Origin of the sequence: Spongiactinospora gelatinilytica (assembly GCF_003236385.1) — a bacterium.
GTDB classification, from domain to species: domain Bacteria; phylum Actinomycetota; class Actinomycetes; order Streptosporangiales; family Streptosporangiaceae; genus Spongiactinospora; species Spongiactinospora gelatinilytica.
Genome location: NZ_POUA01000053.1, coordinates 1 through 20,025, shown reverse-complemented (window position 1 = coordinate 20,025; position 20,025 = coordinate 1). Strand labels below are relative to the sequence as shown.

Sequence of the window (20,025 nt, the reverse complement as noted above, 5' to 3'; positions counted from 1 at the left end):
GAAATGCGGATATCCCGCCCGGCGATTTCGCCGGGCGGGTTGAACATGCCGTGCCAGCTTATTTCTTTATTTCGATCAGTGTCCGCCGGTCCGCTGGCGTGATTCGTGCATGATGCCGAATATCTCGTCCAAGTCGTATTCCGCGCGGCCCGGCGTGCCATATCTCCGCAGTTTTCCGCGGCTGGCCCATTTCCTGATGGTGGCCTCGGTCACGCCCGCGGCCAGGGCGGCGAGTTCGGTCGGCACGGTACGCGGCCTGGGTGCGCGCGCGTTCGTCATGCCACGTACTCCTGCCGCTCGTGCCGCTCTGGGCGGGCCAGGCGGGAGCTGAGCGACAGCCACTCGTGCGGCTGCCAGACGTGCCCGGAGCCGCAGCCGACCCGGCCGCCGGAGTCGGGGCGCAGCGCCACGACGGCGGTGCATCCCGGGCGCGGGCAGGGGCCGAGGCCCCGCGCCCGGCCGCGCCGGGGGTCCAGCGCCTCGTTCGCGCCTTCGGCCAGCTCGGCGATCTCCTCGGCGAACTCCCCGGCCGCCGGGTGGGCGGCCAGCCAGTCCAGCCGCCCCGCGAGGAAGCCGGCCAGGGCGGGCACGTCCCGCTCGGCGGGCGCGGGGACCCCGCAGCCCTCGGCGGCCAGCGCGCACCAGGACGACAGCGTGTCCCGCATCCGGCCGCGCGCCTCCACCACCGTCTCATCCAGTGTGATGCCGGTCGATGATCTGGTCGAGCTGACTCGTTCGGTCAGGCCGGTATGCGCGGGCGTCAGCATCCGCTCGCATTCCTTGTAGAGCCCGGGCAACGTGCGCAGGCTCGTTCTCAGCGAGTTCAGGCAGGGCGCGCAGAGGCGCGTGTCCGGGGTGGCTGGGTCAGTGCAGATTGCCGATTCGCAGTGCATGCGATCACTCTCCGTGCTGCCGCGGTCGTGGGTTGTCGATCCTTTGGCCCAATCCGAGGTTGAGAGCCGCCCGCCCGATGCCGAGGGCGAACCTCCGGCTGATCGTGCCGACGCTGAGCAGTTCGACGAGGACGAACCTCGCCGGGAAGGGCGGAGCGCACCGGTCGCCCCGCAGCAGGGTCTTGAGGTCGCCGATGTCGGGGGCGGCCCGGTGGCCGCGCGGCCGGCCCCTGGGCCGGCCGTTGGACGAGGCGCAGCCCGTCCGGTTCCGCCGGACGAAGTCCCGGTGCTGGTGCTCGGGGAGCAGCCGGAGATCGTCCACGTACACGGTCGCCGCCCGCTCCACCACCGCGGCGGGCAGGTCCTGCCCGCTCGTGTTGACGATCACGGCCCGCGGCGACGCCCAGTCCACCCGTAGTTCGACGCCCGCGGTGTCGATGACCACCAGGTTGGCGCCGAACAGTGCCTCGTTGACGTTGTTGCCGACGCTGAGGCTGACCCCCGCCATGAACAGGTCGTCCAGTGTGCCCGGCGCGACGGATCGGTCCGCCGCGTCCCCCAGTACGCACGCGGCCACGTGGGCGACGTTCTCCAGGCGTTTGGCGAGCATCGTCATGTGCACCGTCGCGCTCTCCCGCGACCCGACGATGCAGATGGTCGCGGCGGTCGGCCCGACCAGCCGCCGTGCGACCGCGGCGGTCAGCCCGGCCCGGTGGATCCGGTGTACCGCGCGCCGCGACAGGACGAAGCTGACCGCCATCGCGGGATCCTCGACGATCAGGACCTCTTGCCCCCTGTACGATCCGGTCGCCGCCGGCGGCTGCCCGCCGTCGCCTGCCAGGAGTTCCTCGACGAGCGGAGCGACGGGCTCGAACGCGTCCAGCGCGTCGTGCACGTCATCGCCGTTGAGCCAGAGGGCCGAAGTCATCCGTCCTTCCTCACAGCCGGGGGTGCTCCCCTCACACTGCTCAGGGCGGCTACCGATCCGCTTCCTCTCCGCTTTCTCCCCGCGCGAAGCCGGTCAGGGCCGATCGCGTAGCGGCAGGCGGTCGAATACAGGCATCAAGCAGTGAACGACCTCGGGAGGATGCAGCGATGACCATTCACAGGACCGCCGCCATATTCGTGACCGCCCTGTTCTGCGCCGCCATCGCCACCCTCGTGCCGGCGCAGGCCGCCTCCGCCGACACGCACTGGGGCGGCACTTCGGGCGACACCACGACCGTCCCCGCGGATACCCACTGGTAAATCCTGGAAACCCTGGAAATTCTGGAAAGAAGACGGACGGGCTCGGTACGCGGTCCGTGCTTCCGGTCAGCCGTCCACCGGGAGCACGGATTTCACCTTGCTCACCTCGTTCAGCATGCCGCGCGCCTCCGGCGAGCCGTCCGCGGTCAGAAAGTCGATGGCGTCGTTCAACTCCAGGCGGGCCAGGGTGAGATCGCCGCCGGTGACGTAGGAGTCGGACAGCAGCAGCGCGGCCTTGGCCGCCCACACGGTCGAGCCGAGTTCCAGGAAGGCCCGCCTGGCCGCCACGATGTGCCGGTTGGCCTGGGCGGCGTTGCCCCTGGCCAGCGCGATCTCGCCGAGGGAGTAGAGGGCCTTGCCCTCGATCAGGCGTTCGCGCATGTTCCTGGCCAGCTCGATGGCGTGCGCCATGGTGGTCTCGGCGCTGTCCAGCCGGCCCTCGCGCAGGCGTACCATGCCGAGGCCGTACAGCGCGTGCGCCTCGCCCAGCCGGTCGCCGCTGTCGCGTACGACGCGCAGCACCCGGTCCAGCTCGTGCCGGGCCTGCTCCAGCTCGCCGGTCATGACGTGCAGCTCGGCGTACGTGTGCAGCACCTGGGCCTCGACCCGGACGCAGCCCTGCTCGCGGCAGATCCGCAGCGCCTCCTCAAGCAGCTGCTGCGCCCGGTCGGTCTCGCCGAGCGGCAGCCAGTGCTTGGCCCGGGTCCGCATCACGTGCGCCGCCCCGATCCGGTCGCCGACCCGTTCCAGCAGGTCCAGCGCCCGGTCGTACTTGGCGATCATCTGCTCCTTGTCGCCGCGCAGCCCGTCCACGTTGGCGTAGTTGCGCAGGACGAGCGCGTAACCGTGGTCGTTGCCGACCGACTCGAACAGCTCCAGCGCGGTGCGGAAGTTCTTCTCGGCCTCGGCCAGCCGTCCCTGGGACATGTGCAGCGTGCCCATCGAGTACGTCATGGCCGCGATGCCGGTGACATTGCCCGCCTTGAGCACCGCGTCAAGGGCGGCCCGGGTGACCACGTACCAGTCGTCGAAGTACGCCTTGGCCTCGAACAACGTCACGCAGGTCAGGGCCAGCTCCCAGGCCAGCTCGTCGAACCCCGCGTCGGCCGCCTGCCGTACCGCGGCCACCAGCGCCGCCCGCTCGCTGTCCCACCAGTCCATCGGCGAGCCCATCAGGTCGGCCGGCTCCGCGTCCGGGGGCCGCCAGCGGGCCGCGCGGCCGTGGATGATGGTGAAGTCGCCGCCGTACTCCTGCCGGTGCGCCTCCTGCGCCAGGGCCAGCCACATGCCGAGCACGCGTTCCAGGGCCTTGGCGCGGGCCTCGCCGCCGTCGGTCTCGGCGAGCTTCTCCCGGGCGTAGACGCGCACCAGGTCGTGGAAGCGGTAGCGCAGCACCCGGGCGTTGCGATAGTCCACCGACTCCAGCACATGCGCGTCGACCAGGCGTTCCAGCACGTCTTCCGCGCGCATCAGATCGATGTCGAGCAGCGCGGAGGCCGTCCACGACGGGACGTCCGGGGCCTGGACCAAGGCCAGCAGCCGGACCAGCCGCTTGGCCGCCTCGTCCAGGCTGTGGTAGGTCATCCCGATGCTGGAGCGCAGCTCCCAGCCGCGGTGCTCCAGCTCGTCCAGCCGCCGCACCTCGTTGCGCAGCCGCTCGACCAGCCGCCCGATCCGCCAGGTCCGGCGGGAGGCCAGCCGCGCCCCGGCGATGCGCAGCGCCAGCGGCAGGCCGTCGCACATCTGGTACAGCTCGGTGACCGCGCCCTCTTCGGCGGTGACCCGCTTGACGCCAAGGATCTTCGTCAGCATCTCCACCGACTCGTCCGGGGCGAACGCGTCGATGCCGATGTGGTAGGCTCCCGGCAGGCCGGTCAGCCCGTGCCGGCTGGTGATGATCACCGCGCAGGTCGAGCTGCCCGGCAGCAGCGGGCGTACCTGCTCCTCGTTCACGGCGTCGTCGAGCAGCACGAGCACCCGGCGCGCGGCCAGCGTGGTGCGGTACAGCTCGACGCGTTCTTCCAGGCTCTCGGGGATGGCGTTGCCCGCGACGCCGAGCGCGCGCAGGAAGCGGGCGAGCTGCCGGTAGGTCCGCTCGGCGCGCACCGGGCCCTCCAACTGGGCGTACAGCGCCCCGTCGGGGAACTCCTGGTACAGCTCGTGCGCCACCCGGATGGCCAGGCTGGACTTGCCGACCCCGCCCCGGCCGGAGATCGCCACGATCGGCACCGCGTAGTCGGCCGCCTGCGTGCCGGGCCCGCGGGTGAGCAGCTCTTTGATCTCGGCGATCTGCCCGGCGCGGCCGGTGAAGTCGGCGATGCTGGCGGGCAACTGCCAGGGGGAGGCCCAGACCTGGAAGTCCTTGGCGGCCTCGGGCTGCGGGGGCGTCTCGATCGGCTCCTGCCTGGCCGGCTGCGGGAGGTCGAGAGACGGATCACGGGTGAGGATGGCCTGGTGGAGGGCCTGCAACTCCTGGCCGGGCTCCACGCCGATCTCCTCGATCAGGATGGCCCGGGCACGCTGGTACGCCTCCAGCGCCTCGGCCTGCCGGCCGGACCGGTAGAGCGCCAGCATGAGATAGCCGTGCAGTTTCTCGCGCAGCTCGTACTCGGCCACCAGCGGGCCCAGCTCGGCGGTGAGCCCTTCGTGCAGGCCGAGCTTGAGCTGTAATCGGATGAGCTCCTCGATGGCCGCCGTGCGCCTCTCGTCGAGCGCCGCCGCGGCCCGGCGTACCAGGCCGCTCTCCAGCCCGGCCAGCGCCGGCCCGCGCCACAGCGCGAGCGCGACGCGCAGCGTCCCGACCGCCTCCGCCGGGTCGCCGGTCTCCATCTGCCGCCTGGCAAGGTCGAGCTTGGCGTCGAACATCAAAGTGTCCACGTGCTCCGCGTCCAGTTGCAGGCAGTATCCGGCGCTCAGCGTACGGATCGCCCGGGGCAGCCCCGCCTCGGCGAACAGCTTGCGGATATTGGACATGCACACCTGGATCTGCCCACGCGCGGACTGCGGCGCCTCCTCGTCCCAGACCGCCCGGATCAACTGATCGACGGTGGTCACCTTGCCGTGGTTGAGGCCGAGCACCGCCAGGATCACCTGCTGCCGGAAACCACTTATATTGAGCGAGCGGCCTTGCGCGATGAACTCAAGCGGCCCCAGCAGACGAAGTGTCATGGCTACCTCTCCCCAACGTGCCGAAGTGATCCTTTGGGCGGATGGATATGCCGATCGATCGCTCCCCTATGTCATCGGCTCAGCCCAACACCGCCGGGCTCCTTCACGAAGAGATAACCACGAGGCCCCCGCATTGCCGGATCCGCCGATCCGGCGCCGCTTTCTTGTTCATTACACCACTATCCTGGTGCGTTCCGATACCTCGTTGTGGCGTTCCGGAGTATTTCAACGATCTTCGTAGCGCGTACATCCATTTCAGAGGTTCAGAAACCGGGGTTTCAAGCATCGCCGCACCTCGGCGCCTGGCCGCTACCGGCCACGCCCGGGGGCCGGGGGCGGCGAGGGGAGCGCGCGGCGGCCCGGCATGGCGACTGATGATCGAATACGGCGTGCGGCCGCTATTACCACTTTCGGGTCATGGGTGGCGGGAAAGGTAACCGCCCATTGTGGTGAACACCTCGGTGGCGGGGAGATCGGTGTCGTCGTCGGTGCGGACGCGTTCGATCACCAGGCCGTGGTCGCGGCCCCGGCGGGCCTCGGCGCCCGCGACGATGACCACGCCGGCGCCCTCGCGGATGAAGACGCGGCCGGGGGTGCCGCCGTAGACGCCCTGGGAGACGGAGGCGGAAAGAATGCGGATGCGCCGGCCCCGGTAGTAGGTGAAGGCGTTGGGGTAGGGGTCGGACTGGGCGCGTACCAGGCGTTCGATGTCCTCGGCGGGCCAGGTCCAGTCGATGTTTCCATCCTCTTCCGCGCGTTTGTGGAAGAAGCTGGCCTTGGAACGGTCCTGTGGGGTCCAGTCGGTACGGCCGGAGGCGATCAGGGAAAGGGCCTCGGTGACGATCGGGGCGATGAGATCGACGGTGCGGTGGAAAAGGTCGGTCGTGGTGTCGCGGGGGCCGACCGGAATGGCGCGCTGGACCACGATGTCGCCGGCGTCGAGTTCGGCGTTCATCATGTGGGCGGTGACGCCGACCTCTTTCTCGCCGTTGATGAGCGCCCAGATGAGCGGGGAGAAGCCCGCGTAGGCCGGCAGCAGCGAGTCGTGGACGTTGAGGATGCCGAGGCGGGGGAGGGCGAGGAATTCCGGCGGGATCCAGGTACGCCAGTTGTTGGCGACGATCAGGTCCGGGGCGAGGTCCTTGAGGGTGCGCAGGAGGTCGTCGTCGGGCCGGTTGCCGATCACGGTCGGCACGCCGTGCGCCTGCGCCAGGTCGGCCACCGAGTCGTCCCAGATCTTCTCGTACGCGTGGTCGCTCCGGGGGTGGGTGACCGCCAGCACCACCTCGTGCTCGGAGTCCAGTAATGCCGCGAGGGTGCGATGTCCCCAGGTCTGGTAACCGAACATGACGACCCGCATCGCTGGTCTCCTCAATGGTGGACGGAATCAGGGCCCGGCACATCGAATTAGGTGAGCCTAACCTAATTGGTGTCGGGCTTCCAGTCCGAGCGCCCAGGCCGCATCTCTGAGCAGGGGGTGCCGCCAGCTCGCCCGGTCGTGGCCCGCCGCCGACCGCGACACCCGCACGGTCGCCCCGGCCCGCTCGGTCAGCGACTCGACCGCCTCACAGTGCGGCAGCATCCGCCGCTCGTGCGCGCCGACGTCGAACGCGGCGCGCAGCCCCGACAGGTCCGGGCGGCGTTCCCGCAGGTAGGCGGCGATGGCACCGCCGGTCGGGCCGCCCATCGGGTCCGGCAGGCCCGCCGCGCCGGGCGTCCACCAGAACGACCCCGACTGGCACGCGATGCCGGACAGCAGGCCGGGGAACGCGAGCGCCGCGTACATCGCGCTCAGCCCGCCGAGGCTCTGCCCGGCGACCACCAGCCGGCCCGGGTCGCCGGGCACGCCGGTACCGGCCAGCAGCGGCAGCAGTTCGTCCCTGATCGCCGTCCACAGCGCGGGCGCGCAGCCGAACTCGGCCTCGCGGTCCCTGGCGGGCAGGAAGACCAGCGTGACCGGGGGCAGCGCGCCGTCGGCGACGGCCGCGTCGAACGCGGTCATGGCCGGGTGCAGGTGCAGCCAGTCATCGCCGTCGAGCAGCAGGACCACCGGCCCGCCGCCGCCCGCCGGGTGGACCCGCACGGTACGGCGTCCGCCGAGCCGCTCGCTCGCCCAGCGCAGCCGGACCTCGGGCAGCGGCAGCACGTCGGCGGGGCCGACCGCGGGCCAGTACGGCTGGGCGGGCGCGTCCGGGACCGCCGCGATCGACCGGTCCCCGCCCCCGCCCACCGGGTTGCACGGGTCGGCGTACGCCGCGTCGCCGGTGCGGATCTGGTACGTCACCCGCAGCCCGGCGGGCATGGCCACCTCGGCGTACCAGCAGTCCGTGCCGCCCCACCGGCGCATCGGCACCGGCTCCGACCAGCTCTCGAAGGCGATCTCCGCCGCCGCACCCCGCCACAGGAACAATGCGGCCCAGCCGCCGTCACCGTCGGACACCGCCGCCGGTGTCCGCGCCGCCGCCCAGAACGCGTCACTGCCAGGCTCGCCGCCGAGCCCGAACCTGGCGAAGGTGTCCCTCATGCCCCCAGTGGTACCAAAGGGATAACGTACCTCGCCATGGGCACGACTGTGGAGAAGCGCCCCGCCCCCGGGGCCACGGCGGCCCACCGGCGGCGGGTCGCGGGCGCGGGCGCGCTGGTGGCGGGCCTGGTGCTCGCCGCGGCGCTGTCACTGGCCGTCGGCGCGCGGGCGCTGAGCCCGACGGAGGTGTGGCAGGGGCTGTTCGGCGAGCCGGGCGCGGACCAGCGGCTCACCGAGATCACGCTCATCGTGCAGACCGTGCGGGTGCCGCGGACCGTGCTCGCGGTCGTGGCGGGCATCGCCCTGGGGATCAGCGGGGCGCTGATCCAGGGGTTCACCCGCAACCCGATCGCCGACACCGGGTTACTCGGGGTGAACGCGGGGGCGTCGTTCGCCGTGGTGACGATGATCCTGCTGTTCGGGCTCGCCAGCCCGTTCCAGTACGTCTGGTTCGCCTTCCTGGGGGCGGCGGTCGCCGGGGTCATCGTGTTCGGGCTGGCGAGCCTCGGCCGGGGGGCGGGCAGCCCGCTGACGCTCGCGCTGACCGGGCAGGGCGTCACGGTGTTCCTGGCCGCCATGACCACGGCGGTCGCGCTGTCGGACAAGGCGTCGCTGAACGCGCTGCGCTTCTGGAAGGCGGGCTCCGTGGCGGGCGTCGGGTTCGACACCATCTGGCCGGCGACCGTGTTCATCGCGATCGGGCTGGCGCTGGCGCTGATCATGCTGCCCACCATCAACCTGCTCAACCTGGGCGACGACGTGGCGCGCGGGCTGGGCGTGAAGATCGGCCTCAGCCGGACCAGCGGCGTCGTCGCGATCACCCTGCTGGCGGGCGCGGCGACGGCGGCGTGCGGGCCGATCGCGTTCCTCGGCCTCATGGTGACCCACGTCGCCCGGTACCTCACCGGGCCGGACTACCGCTGGCTGGTGCCGTACGCCGGGCTGCTCGGCGCGCTGGTCCTGCTGGTCTGTGACATCGTGGGGCGCGTGGTGACCCGGCCGGGCGAGTTGCAGGCGGGCGTGGTCGTGGCCCTGGCCGGTGCGCCGTTCTTCGCGGTGCTGGTGTGGCGCGGAAAGTTCAGGAACGCATGAGCGAGACGAAGATGGCCCCCGGTGTGCGGCTCGGGCGCGCGTCGTTCGTGTGGCGGCCCTGGATGGTGCTGGTCACGCTGCTGCTGGCGGGGGCGGCGTTCCTGGTGTTCTGCCTGTCCATCGCGGTCGGGGACTTCCCGATCGGGCTGCCCCAGGTGATCGCCACGCTGTTCGGGCGGGGCGAGCGGGTGGACGAGTTCGTGATCATGGATCTGCGGATGCCGCGCGCGCTCGCCGGGCTCGTGGTGGGCGTGGCCCTCGGGGTGTCCGGGGCGATCACGCAGTCCATCGCGCGCAACGCGCTGGCCAGCCCCGACGTGCTGGGGATCACCGGTGGCGCGGGCGCGGTCGCGGCCTTCCTGGTGACGGTGTCGGGCGGGGCCGCCGCGGTGATCACCAACTCCGTGGGGCTGCCGGCGGCGGCGCTCGCGGGCGGTCTCGGTACGGGGCTGCTGGTGTACTTCCTGGCGTGGCGGCGCGGGATCGACGGCCTGCGGCTCATCCTGATCGGCATCTCGGTGAGCGCGGTGATGGAGGCGATCACGGTCTGGCTGCTGGTCACGGCCGACATCCGGGATGTGGCGCGGGCCCAGGCGTGGCTGGTCGGCTCGCTGGACAGCAGGTCGTGGGGCGAGGTCTGGATCGCGCTGTGGGGCACGCTCGCCCTGATGGCCGTCGTCGGGTACGTCTCGTTCCAGTTGCGGCCGATGCACTTCGGCGACGACATCGCGGCCGGGCTGGGGGTGCGGTACTCGATGGTGCGGGCGGTCCTGCTGCTCAGCGCGGTGCTGCTGGCCGGTGTGGCGGTGAGCGCGGCGGGCCCGGTCCCGTTCGTGGCGCTGGTGGCGCCGCAGGTGGCGATGCGCCTGGTGCGGTACCCGACGCCGCCGCTGGTGGCCTCCGGGCTGGTCGGCGCGCTGCTGCTGATCGGCTCGGACCTGGTGGCGCGTACGGCGCTGCCGATCACCCTCCCGGTCGGCGTGGTCACCGCCGCGATCGGCGGTCCGTTCCTCGTCTACCTGCTGGTACGCGCGAACCTGAAGAGGGGGATGTGAAGGCTAGGCTTGCCTAAGTAGAGTGGGTAGGCGTGACCGTTCAACACATCGCCGATGTAGCGCCGCTGGCGGCCGAAGGCATCACCGTCGGGTACGGCGGCCGGGCCGTCATCGACGACCTCGACGTGGTGATCCCGCCAGGGGTGATCACGACGATAATCGGCCCCAACGGCTGCGGCAAGTCCACCTTGCTGCGCACGCTGTCCCGGCTGCTCAAGCCGGCCAAGGGCACGGTGGTGCTGGACGGCCAGGACATCGTCAAGCTCAAGACCAGAGATGTCGCCAAGAAGCTCGGCCTGCTCCCGCAGGCCCCCGTCGCCCCCGAGGGGCTGACCGTGGCCGACCTGGTCGCCCGGGGCCGCCATCCGCACCAGAGCTGGCTGCGGCAGTGGTCGTCCGACGACGCCGCCGTGGTCGAGCGCGCGCTGGCCATGACCGGGGTGTCCGACCTCGCCGACCGCCCGATCGACGCGCTGTCCGGCGGGCAGCGCCAGCGCGTGTGGATCTCGATGACCCTGGCCCAGGGCACCGACCTGCTGCTGCTGGACGAGCCGACCACCTACCTGGACCTGGCCCACGCGCTCGAAGTGATCGACCTGGTGGACGACCTGCACGAGTCGGGCTGCACGGTGGTCATGGTGCTGCACGACCTCAACCTGGCCACGCGCTACAGCGACAACCTGATCGTGATGCGGTCGGGGTCGATCCTCGCGCAGGGGCATCCGCGCGAGGTGATCACCGCCGAGCTGCTGCACGAGGCGTTCGGGCTGCGGGCCAGGGTGATCGACGATCCGGTGAGCGACCGGCCGCTGATCGTCCCGATCGGCCGCACACACGCCTTCCACTAAAAGTAAGGTTAGCCTTGCCTAAAGTCAGCGTGTTACTGTTTGCCTGCCCTCAGCTAGGGTCCGCACTAAAGCAAGGGATTCCGGATGCTTCTCCAACGAACGACAGTCGCGAAGGCCGTGCGGCGGGTCGCGGTGGCACTGTCCGTCGCGACGCTCGGCGCGGGCCTGCTCGCGGGGTGCGGTTCCGGCTCTGGTTCCACCACCGCCCAGCCGAGCGGGGAGGCCACTCCGGCCGCCACCCCGGGCGGCGCGTTCCCGGTCACCGTTGAGCACGCGTTCGGGTCCACCGGGATCCCCAAGGCCCCGGAACGGGTCGTGTCCGTCGGCTACACCGACGACCAGGCCATCCTGGCGTTCGGCGTGAAGCCGGTCGGCATGGTCGACCAGTACCCCAACCCGCCCGGCAAGACCCCCGACATCAACACCCAGTGGCCCTGGGTGAAGGACAAGTGGGGGGACACCCGCCCCGAGGTCATCATGACCAACGGCGACTCGGGCCCCAACTACGAGAAGATCGCCGCGCTGCGCCCCGACCTGATCATCGCGGTCTACTCCGAGATCGACCAGGCCGCCTACGACCGGCTGTCCAAGATCGCCCCGACGGTGGGCCGCACCAAGGGCGAGGCCGAGCCGTTCAGTGCGCCCTGGCAGGACAACGCGCTGCACATCGCCAAGGCGCTGGGCAAGGCCGACGAGGGCGCCAAGCTGGTGGCCGACATCGACGCCAAGCTGAAGGCCGCCGCCGAGGCGCACCCCGAGTTCGCCGACCAGACCGCCGTCGCGGTGTCCTGGTACAAGAACTCCGTCGCCCCCTTCACCACCACCGACGTGCGCGGACGCCTGGTGTCGGGGATCGGCTTCAAGGGCGCCACGGAGATCGACAAGATCGCCGGCGGCAAGTTCTACACCGTGCTGTCCCCCGAGCGCATCGACCTGGTCGACGTCGATCGCATCTTCGTCATCGCCGACAAGGCCGACCAGGACGCGCTGAAGAACTTCAAGCTGTTCGCCAACCTGGCCGCGGTCAAGGCGGGCAAGGTGTCGTACCTGCTGGACAGCGAGGGCCCGGCGATCGGCGCGGCCATGTCGCAGAGCACGCTGCTCTCCCTGCCGTACGCCATCGACGAGCTCGTCAAGTCGGCAAGCTGACCATGCAGGCGCCCACCGCCCCGGCCACGCTGCGCACCGCGACCGGCCGCGAGGCCGCGCGGTGGGTCGCGGCGCACTGCCGCGAGGTGCCGTGGCTGACCACCGCGACCGTCCTCACCTCGGTCGCCGGGGCGGCGCTCCAGGTCGTGCCGGTGTTCCTGCTCGGCCGGGTGGTGGACGGCGTGGTCGCGCGCGAACCGCACTCGATCCTGGTCACGATCGGCGCGCTGCTGGTGGTGGCCGCGCTGCTCGGCGCGGCGGCCACCGCCGCGGCCACGTACCTGATCGGGAAGCTGGGCGCGGACCTGCTCGCCCGGCTGCGCGAGGCCGCCGTCCGGGCGGTGCTGGGCATGCCCAGCGCGCGGATCGAGCAGGTCGGTGCCGGTGACGTGCTGTCCCGGGTGGGCGACGACGTGGCCGTGGTGTCCAAGGGCATCCGGACGGCGATCCCCACGCTGTTCTCCTCGGTGGTGCTGGTCGCCATCGCCACCGCAGGCATGTTCGGGCTGGACTGGCGGCTCGGCCTGGCCGGGGCGGGCGCGCTGCCCGCGTACGCGCTGGCCCTGCGCTGGTACCTGCCCCGGTCCGCGCCGCTGTACCGCAGCCAGCGGGAGGCCCAGGCCGACCGCGCGCAGGCGCTGATCAGCGGCCTGAACGGGATCGGCACCGTGCGGGCCTACCGCCTTGAGGGGGCCTTCCGGGAGAAGGTCACCCGCGAGTCCTGGCGGGTGCGCGACCTCGGCATCGAGGTGTTCCATTTCTTCGGCCGGTTCGTCGGCCGGGAGAACCGCGCCGAGTTCATCGGGCTGGTGCTCATCATCGTGGTCGGGTACGCGCTGCTGCAGGCCGGCGCGGCGAGCCTGGGCGAGGTCGCGGCGGCTCCGCTGCTGTTCCACCGGCTGTTCGGCCCGCTGGGCCTGATCATGTTCACCTTCGACGAGGCGCAGAAGTCCGGGGCGAGCCTGACCCGGCTGGTCGGGGTGGTACGCGAGCCCACCGAGGAACGGCTGGTCGGCAGCGTCGCGCCCACCGACGCCGGGCCGTACCCGGTGACGGTGGAGGGGCTGACCTTCGGCTACCCCGACTCCGAGCGGCCGGTCCTGCACGACGTCGATCTGGAGATCCCCGCGGGCGGCTCGCTCGCGCTGGTCGGGGCCACGGGCGCGGGCAAGACCACGCTGGCCACGCTGATCGCGGGCATCGGCACCCCGCAGACCGGCTCGATCCGCATCGGCCCGACGCCCATCGCCGACCTGGACGAGGCCGGGGCGCGGGTCCTGGTGGGCATCCTGACGCAGGAGACCCATGTGTTCGCCGGCCCGCTCGCCGAGGACCTGCGGCTGGCCGCGCCGCACGCGACCGACGTCGAGCTGATGGACGCGCTGCGCGTCGCCGGGGCCGGCACCTGGGTCGCGGCGCTGCCCGACGGGCTGGACACCATGGTCGGCGAGGGCGGCGAACGCCTGGACGGCACCAAGGTCGCCCAGCTCGCCCTGGCCCGGCTGATCCTGGGCCGGGCGCCGGTGGTGGTGCTGGACGAATCGACGGCGGAGGCGGGCAGCCAGGGCGCCGCCGAGCTGGAACGGGCCACGCTGGCCGCGTGCCGGGGCCGTACCGCGCTGTTCGTGGCGCACCGGCTGACCCAGGCGATGGCCGCCGACCGGATCGCCGTACTGGACGCCGGGCGTGTCGTGGAGCAGGGCACCCACGAGGAACTGGTCGCCTCGGGGGGCCGGTACGCCCGGCTGTGGCGGGCGTGGCGGGAAAGCGGTTAGGATCGCGAATTAGGTAAGCCTAACCTAAATAGCTTGGAAGGAACGGCTGTCTTCAATGGCTTCGACGACCGAACCCGGCACTCGTCTCCTACCGCTCACCTCCGCCAACCTGACCGACCTGCGCCGGCGCGCCGGTGACCACCCCGACGCGGCCTTCGCCCGGGCGTGCGCCATCGGCCTGGCGTACTGGGCGACCGGCGAATGCCCCGACGGCCTCGACCTCACCCCCAAGACCCCGTTCACCGACGTCCTCGGCTGGGCCGCCGGCGGCGGGCTCCCCGGCTGGGAGATCGGCGCGGACGGCCGGAGCATCGCCGTTCCCGAGGGGGTCGAGCTGGACGAGGCGCGGCTCGCGCTGGACGACCTGGCCGCCTTCCCCGACCGGCCGGTCGGCACCGTCCGCCCCGACAGCGTGGCCGCCCGGCTGGCCGTCCTGGCCGAGTGGAACGACACCAAGGCCGCCCGGGACCGCCCGACGATCGTGGAGATGTTCCGCGAGCAGGCGCGTACCAGGCCCGACGCCGTCGCCATCGTGGACGAGAGCCGGTCGCTGACCTACCGCGAGGCCGCCGCGCTGTCCAATCAGCTCGCCCGCCACCTGATCGGCCGCGGGCTCACCGCCGAACAGACCGTCGGCATCTCGCTCGGCCGTTCCGCCGAGATGGTGATCGGCCTGCTGGGCGTGCTCCAGGCCGGAGGCGCGTTCGTGCCGCTCGACCCGCGCTGGCCCACCGCCCGCCGCGCGGCCGTCATCGACGACGCCCGGATCACGATCCAGCTCAACGCCACCGGCGAGCAGGAAGCGGGCGAACCGGACGCCGTGGCCGTCGATCTCGGCGACTGGCGGCACGGCTCGTACCCCGCCGAGTGGACCGACGTCGCCATTCCCGGCCCGGCCCTGGCGTACGTGATCTTCACGTCCGGCTCGACCGGACGCCCCAAGGGCGCGATGATCCGGCACGAGGCGATCAGCGAGCGCCTGCTGTGGCAGTCCGGCGAGATCCTTGGCTTCGGCCCGGACGACGCGTCACTGTTCAAGGCCCCGCTGTCGTTCGACATCTCGATCAACGAGATCTTCCTGCCGCTGGTGCGCGGCGGCAGGCTGGTGATCCTGCGGCCCGGCGGCGAACGCGACCCGCACCACCTGCTCAGCGTGATCGCCGAACACCGGGTCACCTTCACCTACCTGGTGTCGTCCATGCTGGACGTACTGCTGGAGATCGAGGGCGGCTCCGGGCGGCTGGACAGCCTGCGGCACGTCTGGTGCGGCGGCGAGGTGCTGACCCCCGAGCTGTACGAGCGGTACCGCACCCGCCTCGGCATCCCCCTCTACCACGGCTACGGCCCCGCCGAGGCGACGATCGGCGTCTCCCACGTCATCTACCGCGGCGCGGCCGAACGCCTCACCACGTCCATCGGCCGGGCCAACCCCAACACCGAGCTGTACGTGCTGGACGACGAACTGCGCCCGGTCCCGGTCGGCGTCGGCGGCGAGCTGTACGCCGGCGGGTTCCTGCTCGGCCGCGGATACGTCAACGCGCCCGGCCTGACCGCCTCCCGCTTCGTGGCCGACCCGTTCGCCGCGGACGGATCCCGGCTGTACCGGACCGGCGACCTCGCCCGGTTCGCCCCGGACGGCTCATTGGACTTCCTGGGCCGGGCCGACAACCAGGTCAAGATCCGCGGCATGCGGCTGGAGATCGAGGACGTCGAGGCCGGCCTCGCCGAGCACCCCCGCGTGCGGCACACCTGCGTGGTGGCCAGGAAGAACACGGCGGACGGCACGTACCTGGTGGGGTATGTGATCCCGGCGGCCGGGAGCGAGGACCTGCGCGCCGACGAGGTCAAGGCGTGGGCCGCCGAGCACCTGGTCGAGTACATGGTGCCCGCGCACATCGTGGTGCTGCCGGAGTTCCCGCTCACCCCGAACGGCAAGCTGGACCGGCGCGCGCTGCCCGAGCCGGTGATCGAGACCGCCGCCGTCGTGCCGCCCGCCACCGAGAACGAGCGCCTGGTGTGCGCGGCGGTCGCCTCGGTGCTGAAGCTGGAGCGGGTCGGCGTGGACCAGGACTTCTTCCTGCTCGGCGGGGACAGCATCCTGGTCATCTCGCTGCTGGCCGCGCTGCGCGAGGCCGGCCTGTACGTCACCGTGCGGCAGATCTTCACCAACAGCACGATCGGCGCGCTGGCCGCGGTGGCGAGCCGCGAGGACGTCGCCACCGCGGATCACCGCGACATCGCCACCGGCCCCGTCACCGGGTCGCCCATCGTGCGGTGGCTCGGCGAGACCACGGACGCGATCGACGGCTTCGTGCAGTCCGTCGCGCTGAACACCCCGGCGGACCTGACCCCCGATGCCCTCACCGAGATCCTGAACGCCCTGGTCAGGCGGCACGACATGCTGCGCGCCCGGCTGGTCCGCGGCGACCGCTGGGGCTTTGACGTACCGGCCGCGGACGGGGCCGTCGCCGGGTGGCGGGAGAGCGACCGGCCGCTGGACGAGTGCGTCGCGCCGGCCATCGACGGGCTCGACCCGGACGGCGGCGTGATGTTGCGCGCGGTCTGGCGGCGCGCGGCGCGGCAGTTGGTGCTGGCCGTCCACCATGTGGTGATCGACGGCGTGTCCTGGCGGGTCCTGATGGAGGACCTGGCCACGGCCTGGCGGCAGGTCAGTGCGGGGGAGCCGATCGAGCTGCCCGCGCCCGGCACGTCGTTCCGGCGCTGGACGCAACTGCTGGAACGGGCGGCGGCCGACGCGGACCCGGCCTACTACCGGCGTCCGCTCCCGGGGCCGGACGTAAGGCCGGGCAGGCGTGAACTGTCGGCGGCCGACACGGTCGCGCGGGAGCGGGTGCTGGCCGTACCGGCCGATCCCAAGGTCACCGCCGCGCTGCTGGGCGAGATCCCGGCGCGGTTCCACGCGGGCGTCAACGACGTACTGTTGACCGGGCTCGCCGTCGCCCTCGCCCGGTGGCGGCGCGACCTCGGACAGGAGCAGACCTTCGCGCACATCGAACTCGAAGGCCACGGCCGCGAGGGCCGGTTCGTGGCGGAGCCGGCCGAGCCCGAGCTGTCACGGACCGTCGGCTGGTTCACCACCTTGTTCCCGGTGGTCGTGGACCCGGGCCCGGCGGGCGACTTCACCGCGCCGGAGTACCTGGCCGGCGCGCTCAAGGCGGTCAAGGAAGACCTGGCCAAGGTGCCGGACAACGGCGTGTCCTACGGCGCGCTGCGCTACCTGGCCGACGTCCGGTTCGACGCGCCCGCCCCGCAGGTGCTGTTCAACTACCTGGGCCGCTTCGACGCGGGCGAGGGCGGCGACTGGCGGCCCGCCGGCACGACCGGGCAGCTCGGCGAACGACGCGACCCGAAGATGCGCCTGCCGCGCCCGCTGGAGTTCAACGCCATCGCCGAACCCGGCCCGACCGGCGAATACGAGCTGGTCACGAACATCTCCTGGCCCGAGGGCGTGTTCACCGACGAGGACGTCACCACGCTCGGCGAGTACTTCCTGACGGCCCTGACCGGCCTCGCCGCGCTGGAGCACGGCGGCCACTCGCCCAGCGACTTTCCTCTCGTGCGGCTGACCCAGGCCGACGTGGACGCCCTGGACGGCCCGGCGCTGCGCGACATCCTGCCGCTGACCCCGTTGCAGGAGGGCCTGTACTTCCACTCCGTCTTCGACGACGACTCGGCGGGCGGCTACGTCGAACAGCAACTGCTGACGCTGGACGGCGACGTGGACGCCGACCGGCTCGCGGCGGCGGCGGCCCGGCTGCTCGCGTTGTATCCGAACCTCGCCGCCCGGTTCGTCGCGCTCGCCGACGGGCGGGTGGTGTCGGTACTGGAGAGCGGCGCGCGGGCCCCCTTCACGACCCTGGACCGGCCGGGCATCACCGACGAGGAGATCCGCGACCTCGCCGAGCGGGACCGCCTGTCCGGGTTCGACCTGGCGGCCGGGCCGCTGATGCGGTACACGCTCGTCCGCACGGGCCCCCGCCGGTCCGTATTGGTGCAGACCGTGCACCACATCGTGGCCGACGGGTGGTCCGTGCCGCCGATGCTGCGCGCGCTGCTGGCGGAGTACCACGCGCCGGGGTCGGTGTACCCGAGGGGCGGCTTCGCCGACTACGTGCGCTGGCTGGCCGAACGCGACGCCGCCGCGAGCGACGCGGTGTGGCGCGACCGGCTCGCCGGGCTGCGCGGCCCCTCGCTGGTCGCCGAGGGGCACCCGCCGAGCGGCCGGTTCGCCGACACCGCCGTGGCGCCCGACGCCGACATCGACGGGGCCGCCCGTACGGCGGGCGTGCCGCTGAGCGTCGCCGTCCACGCGGCGTGGGCGGTGACTCTGGGCACGATCCTGCCCGGCGCGGACGTGGTGTTCGGTTCGACGGTGTCCGGGCGGGACGCGGACGTTCCCGGCATCGAGGACATGGTGGGCCTGTTCATCAACACGATCCCGGTGCGGGTCCGGTGGGCGGGCGGCACCACGGCGCGCGACCTGCTGGCCTCGGTACGGGAGCACCAGGGCGCGGTGCTGCCGCACCAGCACGTCTCGCTGACCAGGATCGGCCGCCAGGCGGGCGGCGGGCCGCTGTTCGACACGCTGGTGGTGTTCGACGTCGCGGCCGACGTGGCCGGGCTGCGCCGTCCCGGTGACGAGTTCGCGATCACCGGCATCGGGAACGAGGGCGCGCCGCACTACCCGCTGACGCTGGTGGTGGAACGCGCCCCCGGCGGCCGGCCGCGGTTCAACCTGATCTACGACGGCGAACTGCTGCGGGAGCCGGGTGCGCGGGCCGTCCTGGACACCTTTGTCAGGGCCCTGACCGGCCTGCTCACCCGGCCGGACGCCTTGGCCGCCTCTTTGGTGCGGCCCTCCGCCCGAATCACGCCGGTGACCCTGGGCGGGCTCTTCGACGCCGCCGCCGGCCGCGACCCGGCCGCGACCGCCGTCACCCAGTGCGCGCTGGACGGCACCACCCGGTCACTGACCTACGGGGAGCTGGCCGAGGCCAAGAACCGGCTGGCCGCGACGTTGCGCGCGGCGGGGGTCGGGCCGGGGGAGCGGGTCGCCGTGGCCGTGCCGCGATCGGCCGAGCAGGTCGTGGCGCTGGTCGGGATCGTCAGCGCGGGCGGCGCGTACGTGCCGCTGGACCTCGCGTACCCGGACGAGCGGCTCGCGTACCTCCTCGCCGACTCCGCGCCGAAGGTCGTGCTGGTGGCTGCTGACCAGCGGGACCGTTTCACGGGGCTGGTGGCCAGGGCGGGCGTGGGGGCGCGCGTTCTGGTCCAGGGCGACGAACTTCCTTCGGCTGCCGCCGGGCCCGAGGCCGGGTGGCACGATCCGGCGTACGTGATCTACACCTCCGGCTCGACCGGGCGGCCCAAGGGCGTGGTGGTCCCGCACTCGAGCGTGGTGACCCTGCTCGCCAACACCCGGCCCGACCTGGGCTTCGGCCCGCGCGACGTGTGGGTCCAGTTCCACTCCTACTCGTTCGACTTCGCGGTGTGGGAGCTGTGGGGGGCGCTGGCGCACGGCGGTGAGCTGCTGGTGCCGGAGTACGCGCTGACCCGCTCGCCGGTGGACTTCCACCGGCTGGTCCGCGAGCGCGGCGTGACCGTGCTGAACCAGACCCCGTCGGCGTTCTACCAGTTCATCGAGGCGGACCGGCACGTCGGCGAGCCGCTGCCCGCGCTGCGCCTGGTCGTCTTCGGCGGCGAGGCGCTGGACCTCGGGCGGCTGCGCGGCTGGGTCGAGCGGCACGGCACCGGCTCGCCCGCGCTGGTCAACATGTACGGCATCACCGAGACCACCGTCCACGTCACGCACCGGGCGCTGACCGACGCCGACTTCGCGGGCACCGCCAGCCCGATCGGCGGCCCGATCCCCGGCCTGGTCACCCACCTGCTCGACGACCGGCTCCGCCCGGTCCCGCCCGGCCGGGTCGGCGCGATCTACGTCGCCGGCGCCCAGGTCTCTCTCGGCTACCTGGGCCGGCCGGGGCTCACCGCGAGCCGGTTCGTGGCCGACCCGTTCGCGGGCGACGGCTCCCGGATGTACCACACCGGCGACCTCGCCCGCCGCACCCTGGACGGCTCGCTGGAGTTCGTCGGCCGGGCCGACGAGCAGGTGCAGCTCAAGGGCTTCCGGATCGAGCTGGGCGAGGTGGAGTCCGCGATCCGACGCCTCGACGGCGTGGTGGACGTCGCCGTCACCGTCGCCGAAACCGGCGACCACCTGACAGCCCACATCGTCGGCCACCCCCCATC

Annotated in this window: 13 protein-coding genes; 7 read left to right on the top strand and 6 right to left on the bottom strand. The window is 72.2% G+C overall.

Going from position 1 to position 20,025, the window contains the following annotated elements; translation table 11 throughout:
• Positions 1–75: 75 nt before the first annotated feature.
• The 3 genes from C1I98_RS09760 to C1I98_RS09750 all read right to left on the bottom strand — a co-directional run bounded on the left by C1I98_RS09760 (position 76) and on the right by C1I98_RS09750 (position 1,821).
• Positions 76–246 (bottom strand): hypothetical protein, encoded by a 171-nt coding sequence (locus C1I98_RS09760; RefSeq protein ID WP_233507621.1) that lies wholly within the window; start codon positions 244–246, stop codon positions 76–78.
• Between the two features lie 29 nt (positions 247–275).
• Complete coding sequence (locus C1I98_RS09755) at positions 276–797, bottom strand: hypothetical protein (protein ID WP_111166757.1); 522 nt, start codon at positions 795–797, stop codon at positions 276–278.
• Positions 798–897: 100 nt separating this feature from the next.
• Positions 898–1,821, bottom strand: coding sequence for a hypothetical protein (locus tag C1I98_RS09750; RefSeq protein ID WP_111166756.1), 924 nt, complete (start codon positions 1,819–1,821; stop codon positions 898–900).
• A 167-nt stretch (positions 1,822–1,988) separates the two neighbouring features.
• Between C1I98_RS09750 and C1I98_RS41290 the strand changes: the two genes are divergently transcribed.
• A complete protein-coding gene (locus C1I98_RS41290) occupies positions 1,989–2,141 on the top strand; it encodes a hypothetical protein (RefSeq protein ID WP_158557977.1) in 153 nt (50 codons plus the stop codon).
• Between the two features lie 66 nt (positions 2,142–2,207).
• Here C1I98_RS41290 and C1I98_RS09745 read toward each other — a convergent pair whose 3' ends face one another.
• From C1I98_RS09745 to C1I98_RS09735, 3 genes are all read right to left on the bottom strand, one after another.
• Positions 2,208–5,309 carry an AfsR/SARP family transcriptional regulator gene (locus C1I98_RS09745; protein WP_111166755.1) on the bottom strand — a complete coding sequence of 1,034 codons (3,102 nt, stop codon included), beginning with the start codon at positions 5,307–5,309 and terminating at the stop codon, positions 2,208–2,210.
• 415 nt (positions 5,310–5,724) lie between these two features.
• A complete protein-coding gene (locus tag C1I98_RS09740; RefSeq protein WP_111166754.1) occupies positions 5,725–6,669 on the bottom strand; it encodes a methionyl-tRNA formyltransferase in 945 nt (314 codons plus the stop codon).
• A 57-nt stretch (positions 6,670–6,726) separates the two neighbouring features.
• Entirely contained in the window at positions 6,727–7,833 is a 1,107-nt protein-coding gene (locus tag C1I98_RS09735) for an alpha/beta hydrolase-fold protein (RefSeq protein ID WP_111166753.1), read from the bottom strand.
• Positions 7,834–7,869: 36 nt separating this feature from the next.
• On the opposite strand from C1I98_RS09735, the gene C1I98_RS09730 reads away from it, so the two are divergent.
• The 6 genes from C1I98_RS09730 to C1I98_RS09705 all read left to right on the top strand — a co-directional run.
• A complete protein-coding gene (locus tag C1I98_RS09730) occupies positions 7,870–8,925 on the top strand; it encodes a FecCD family ABC transporter permease (protein WP_111166752.1) in 1,056 nt (351 codons plus the stop codon).
• Complete coding sequence (locus tag C1I98_RS09725; RefSeq protein WP_111166751.1) at positions 8,922–9,980, top strand: FecCD family ABC transporter permease; 1,059 nt, start codon at positions 8,922–8,924, stop codon at positions 9,978–9,980. The genes C1I98_RS09730 and C1I98_RS09725 overlap by 4 nt, the downstream gene beginning before the upstream one ends.
• Before the next feature lie 32 nt (positions 9,981–10,012).
• On the top strand, positions 10,013–10,828 hold the full coding sequence (locus C1I98_RS09720; RefSeq protein ID WP_111166750.1) for an ABC transporter ATP-binding protein: 816 nt from the start codon (positions 10,013–10,015) through the stop codon (positions 10,826–10,828).
• 84 nt (positions 10,829–10,912) lie between these two features.
• The gene (locus C1I98_RS09715; protein WP_111166749.1) at positions 10,913–11,977 is read left to right on the top strand and encodes an iron-siderophore ABC transporter substrate-binding protein; all 1,065 of its coding nucleotides are present in this window, start codon (positions 10,913–10,915) and stop codon (positions 11,975–11,977) included.
• Between the two features lie 2 nt (positions 11,978–11,979).
• On the top strand, positions 11,980–13,752 hold the full coding sequence (locus tag C1I98_RS09710) for an ABC transporter ATP-binding protein (protein ID WP_111166748.1): 1,773 nt from the start codon (positions 11,980–11,982) through the stop codon (positions 13,750–13,752).
• A gap of 55 nt (positions 13,753–13,807) precedes the next feature.
• A partial coding sequence (locus tag C1I98_RS09705) for a non-ribosomal peptide synthetase (protein ID WP_146607348.1) occupies positions 13,808–20,025 on the top strand: 6,218 nt, incomplete at its 3' end.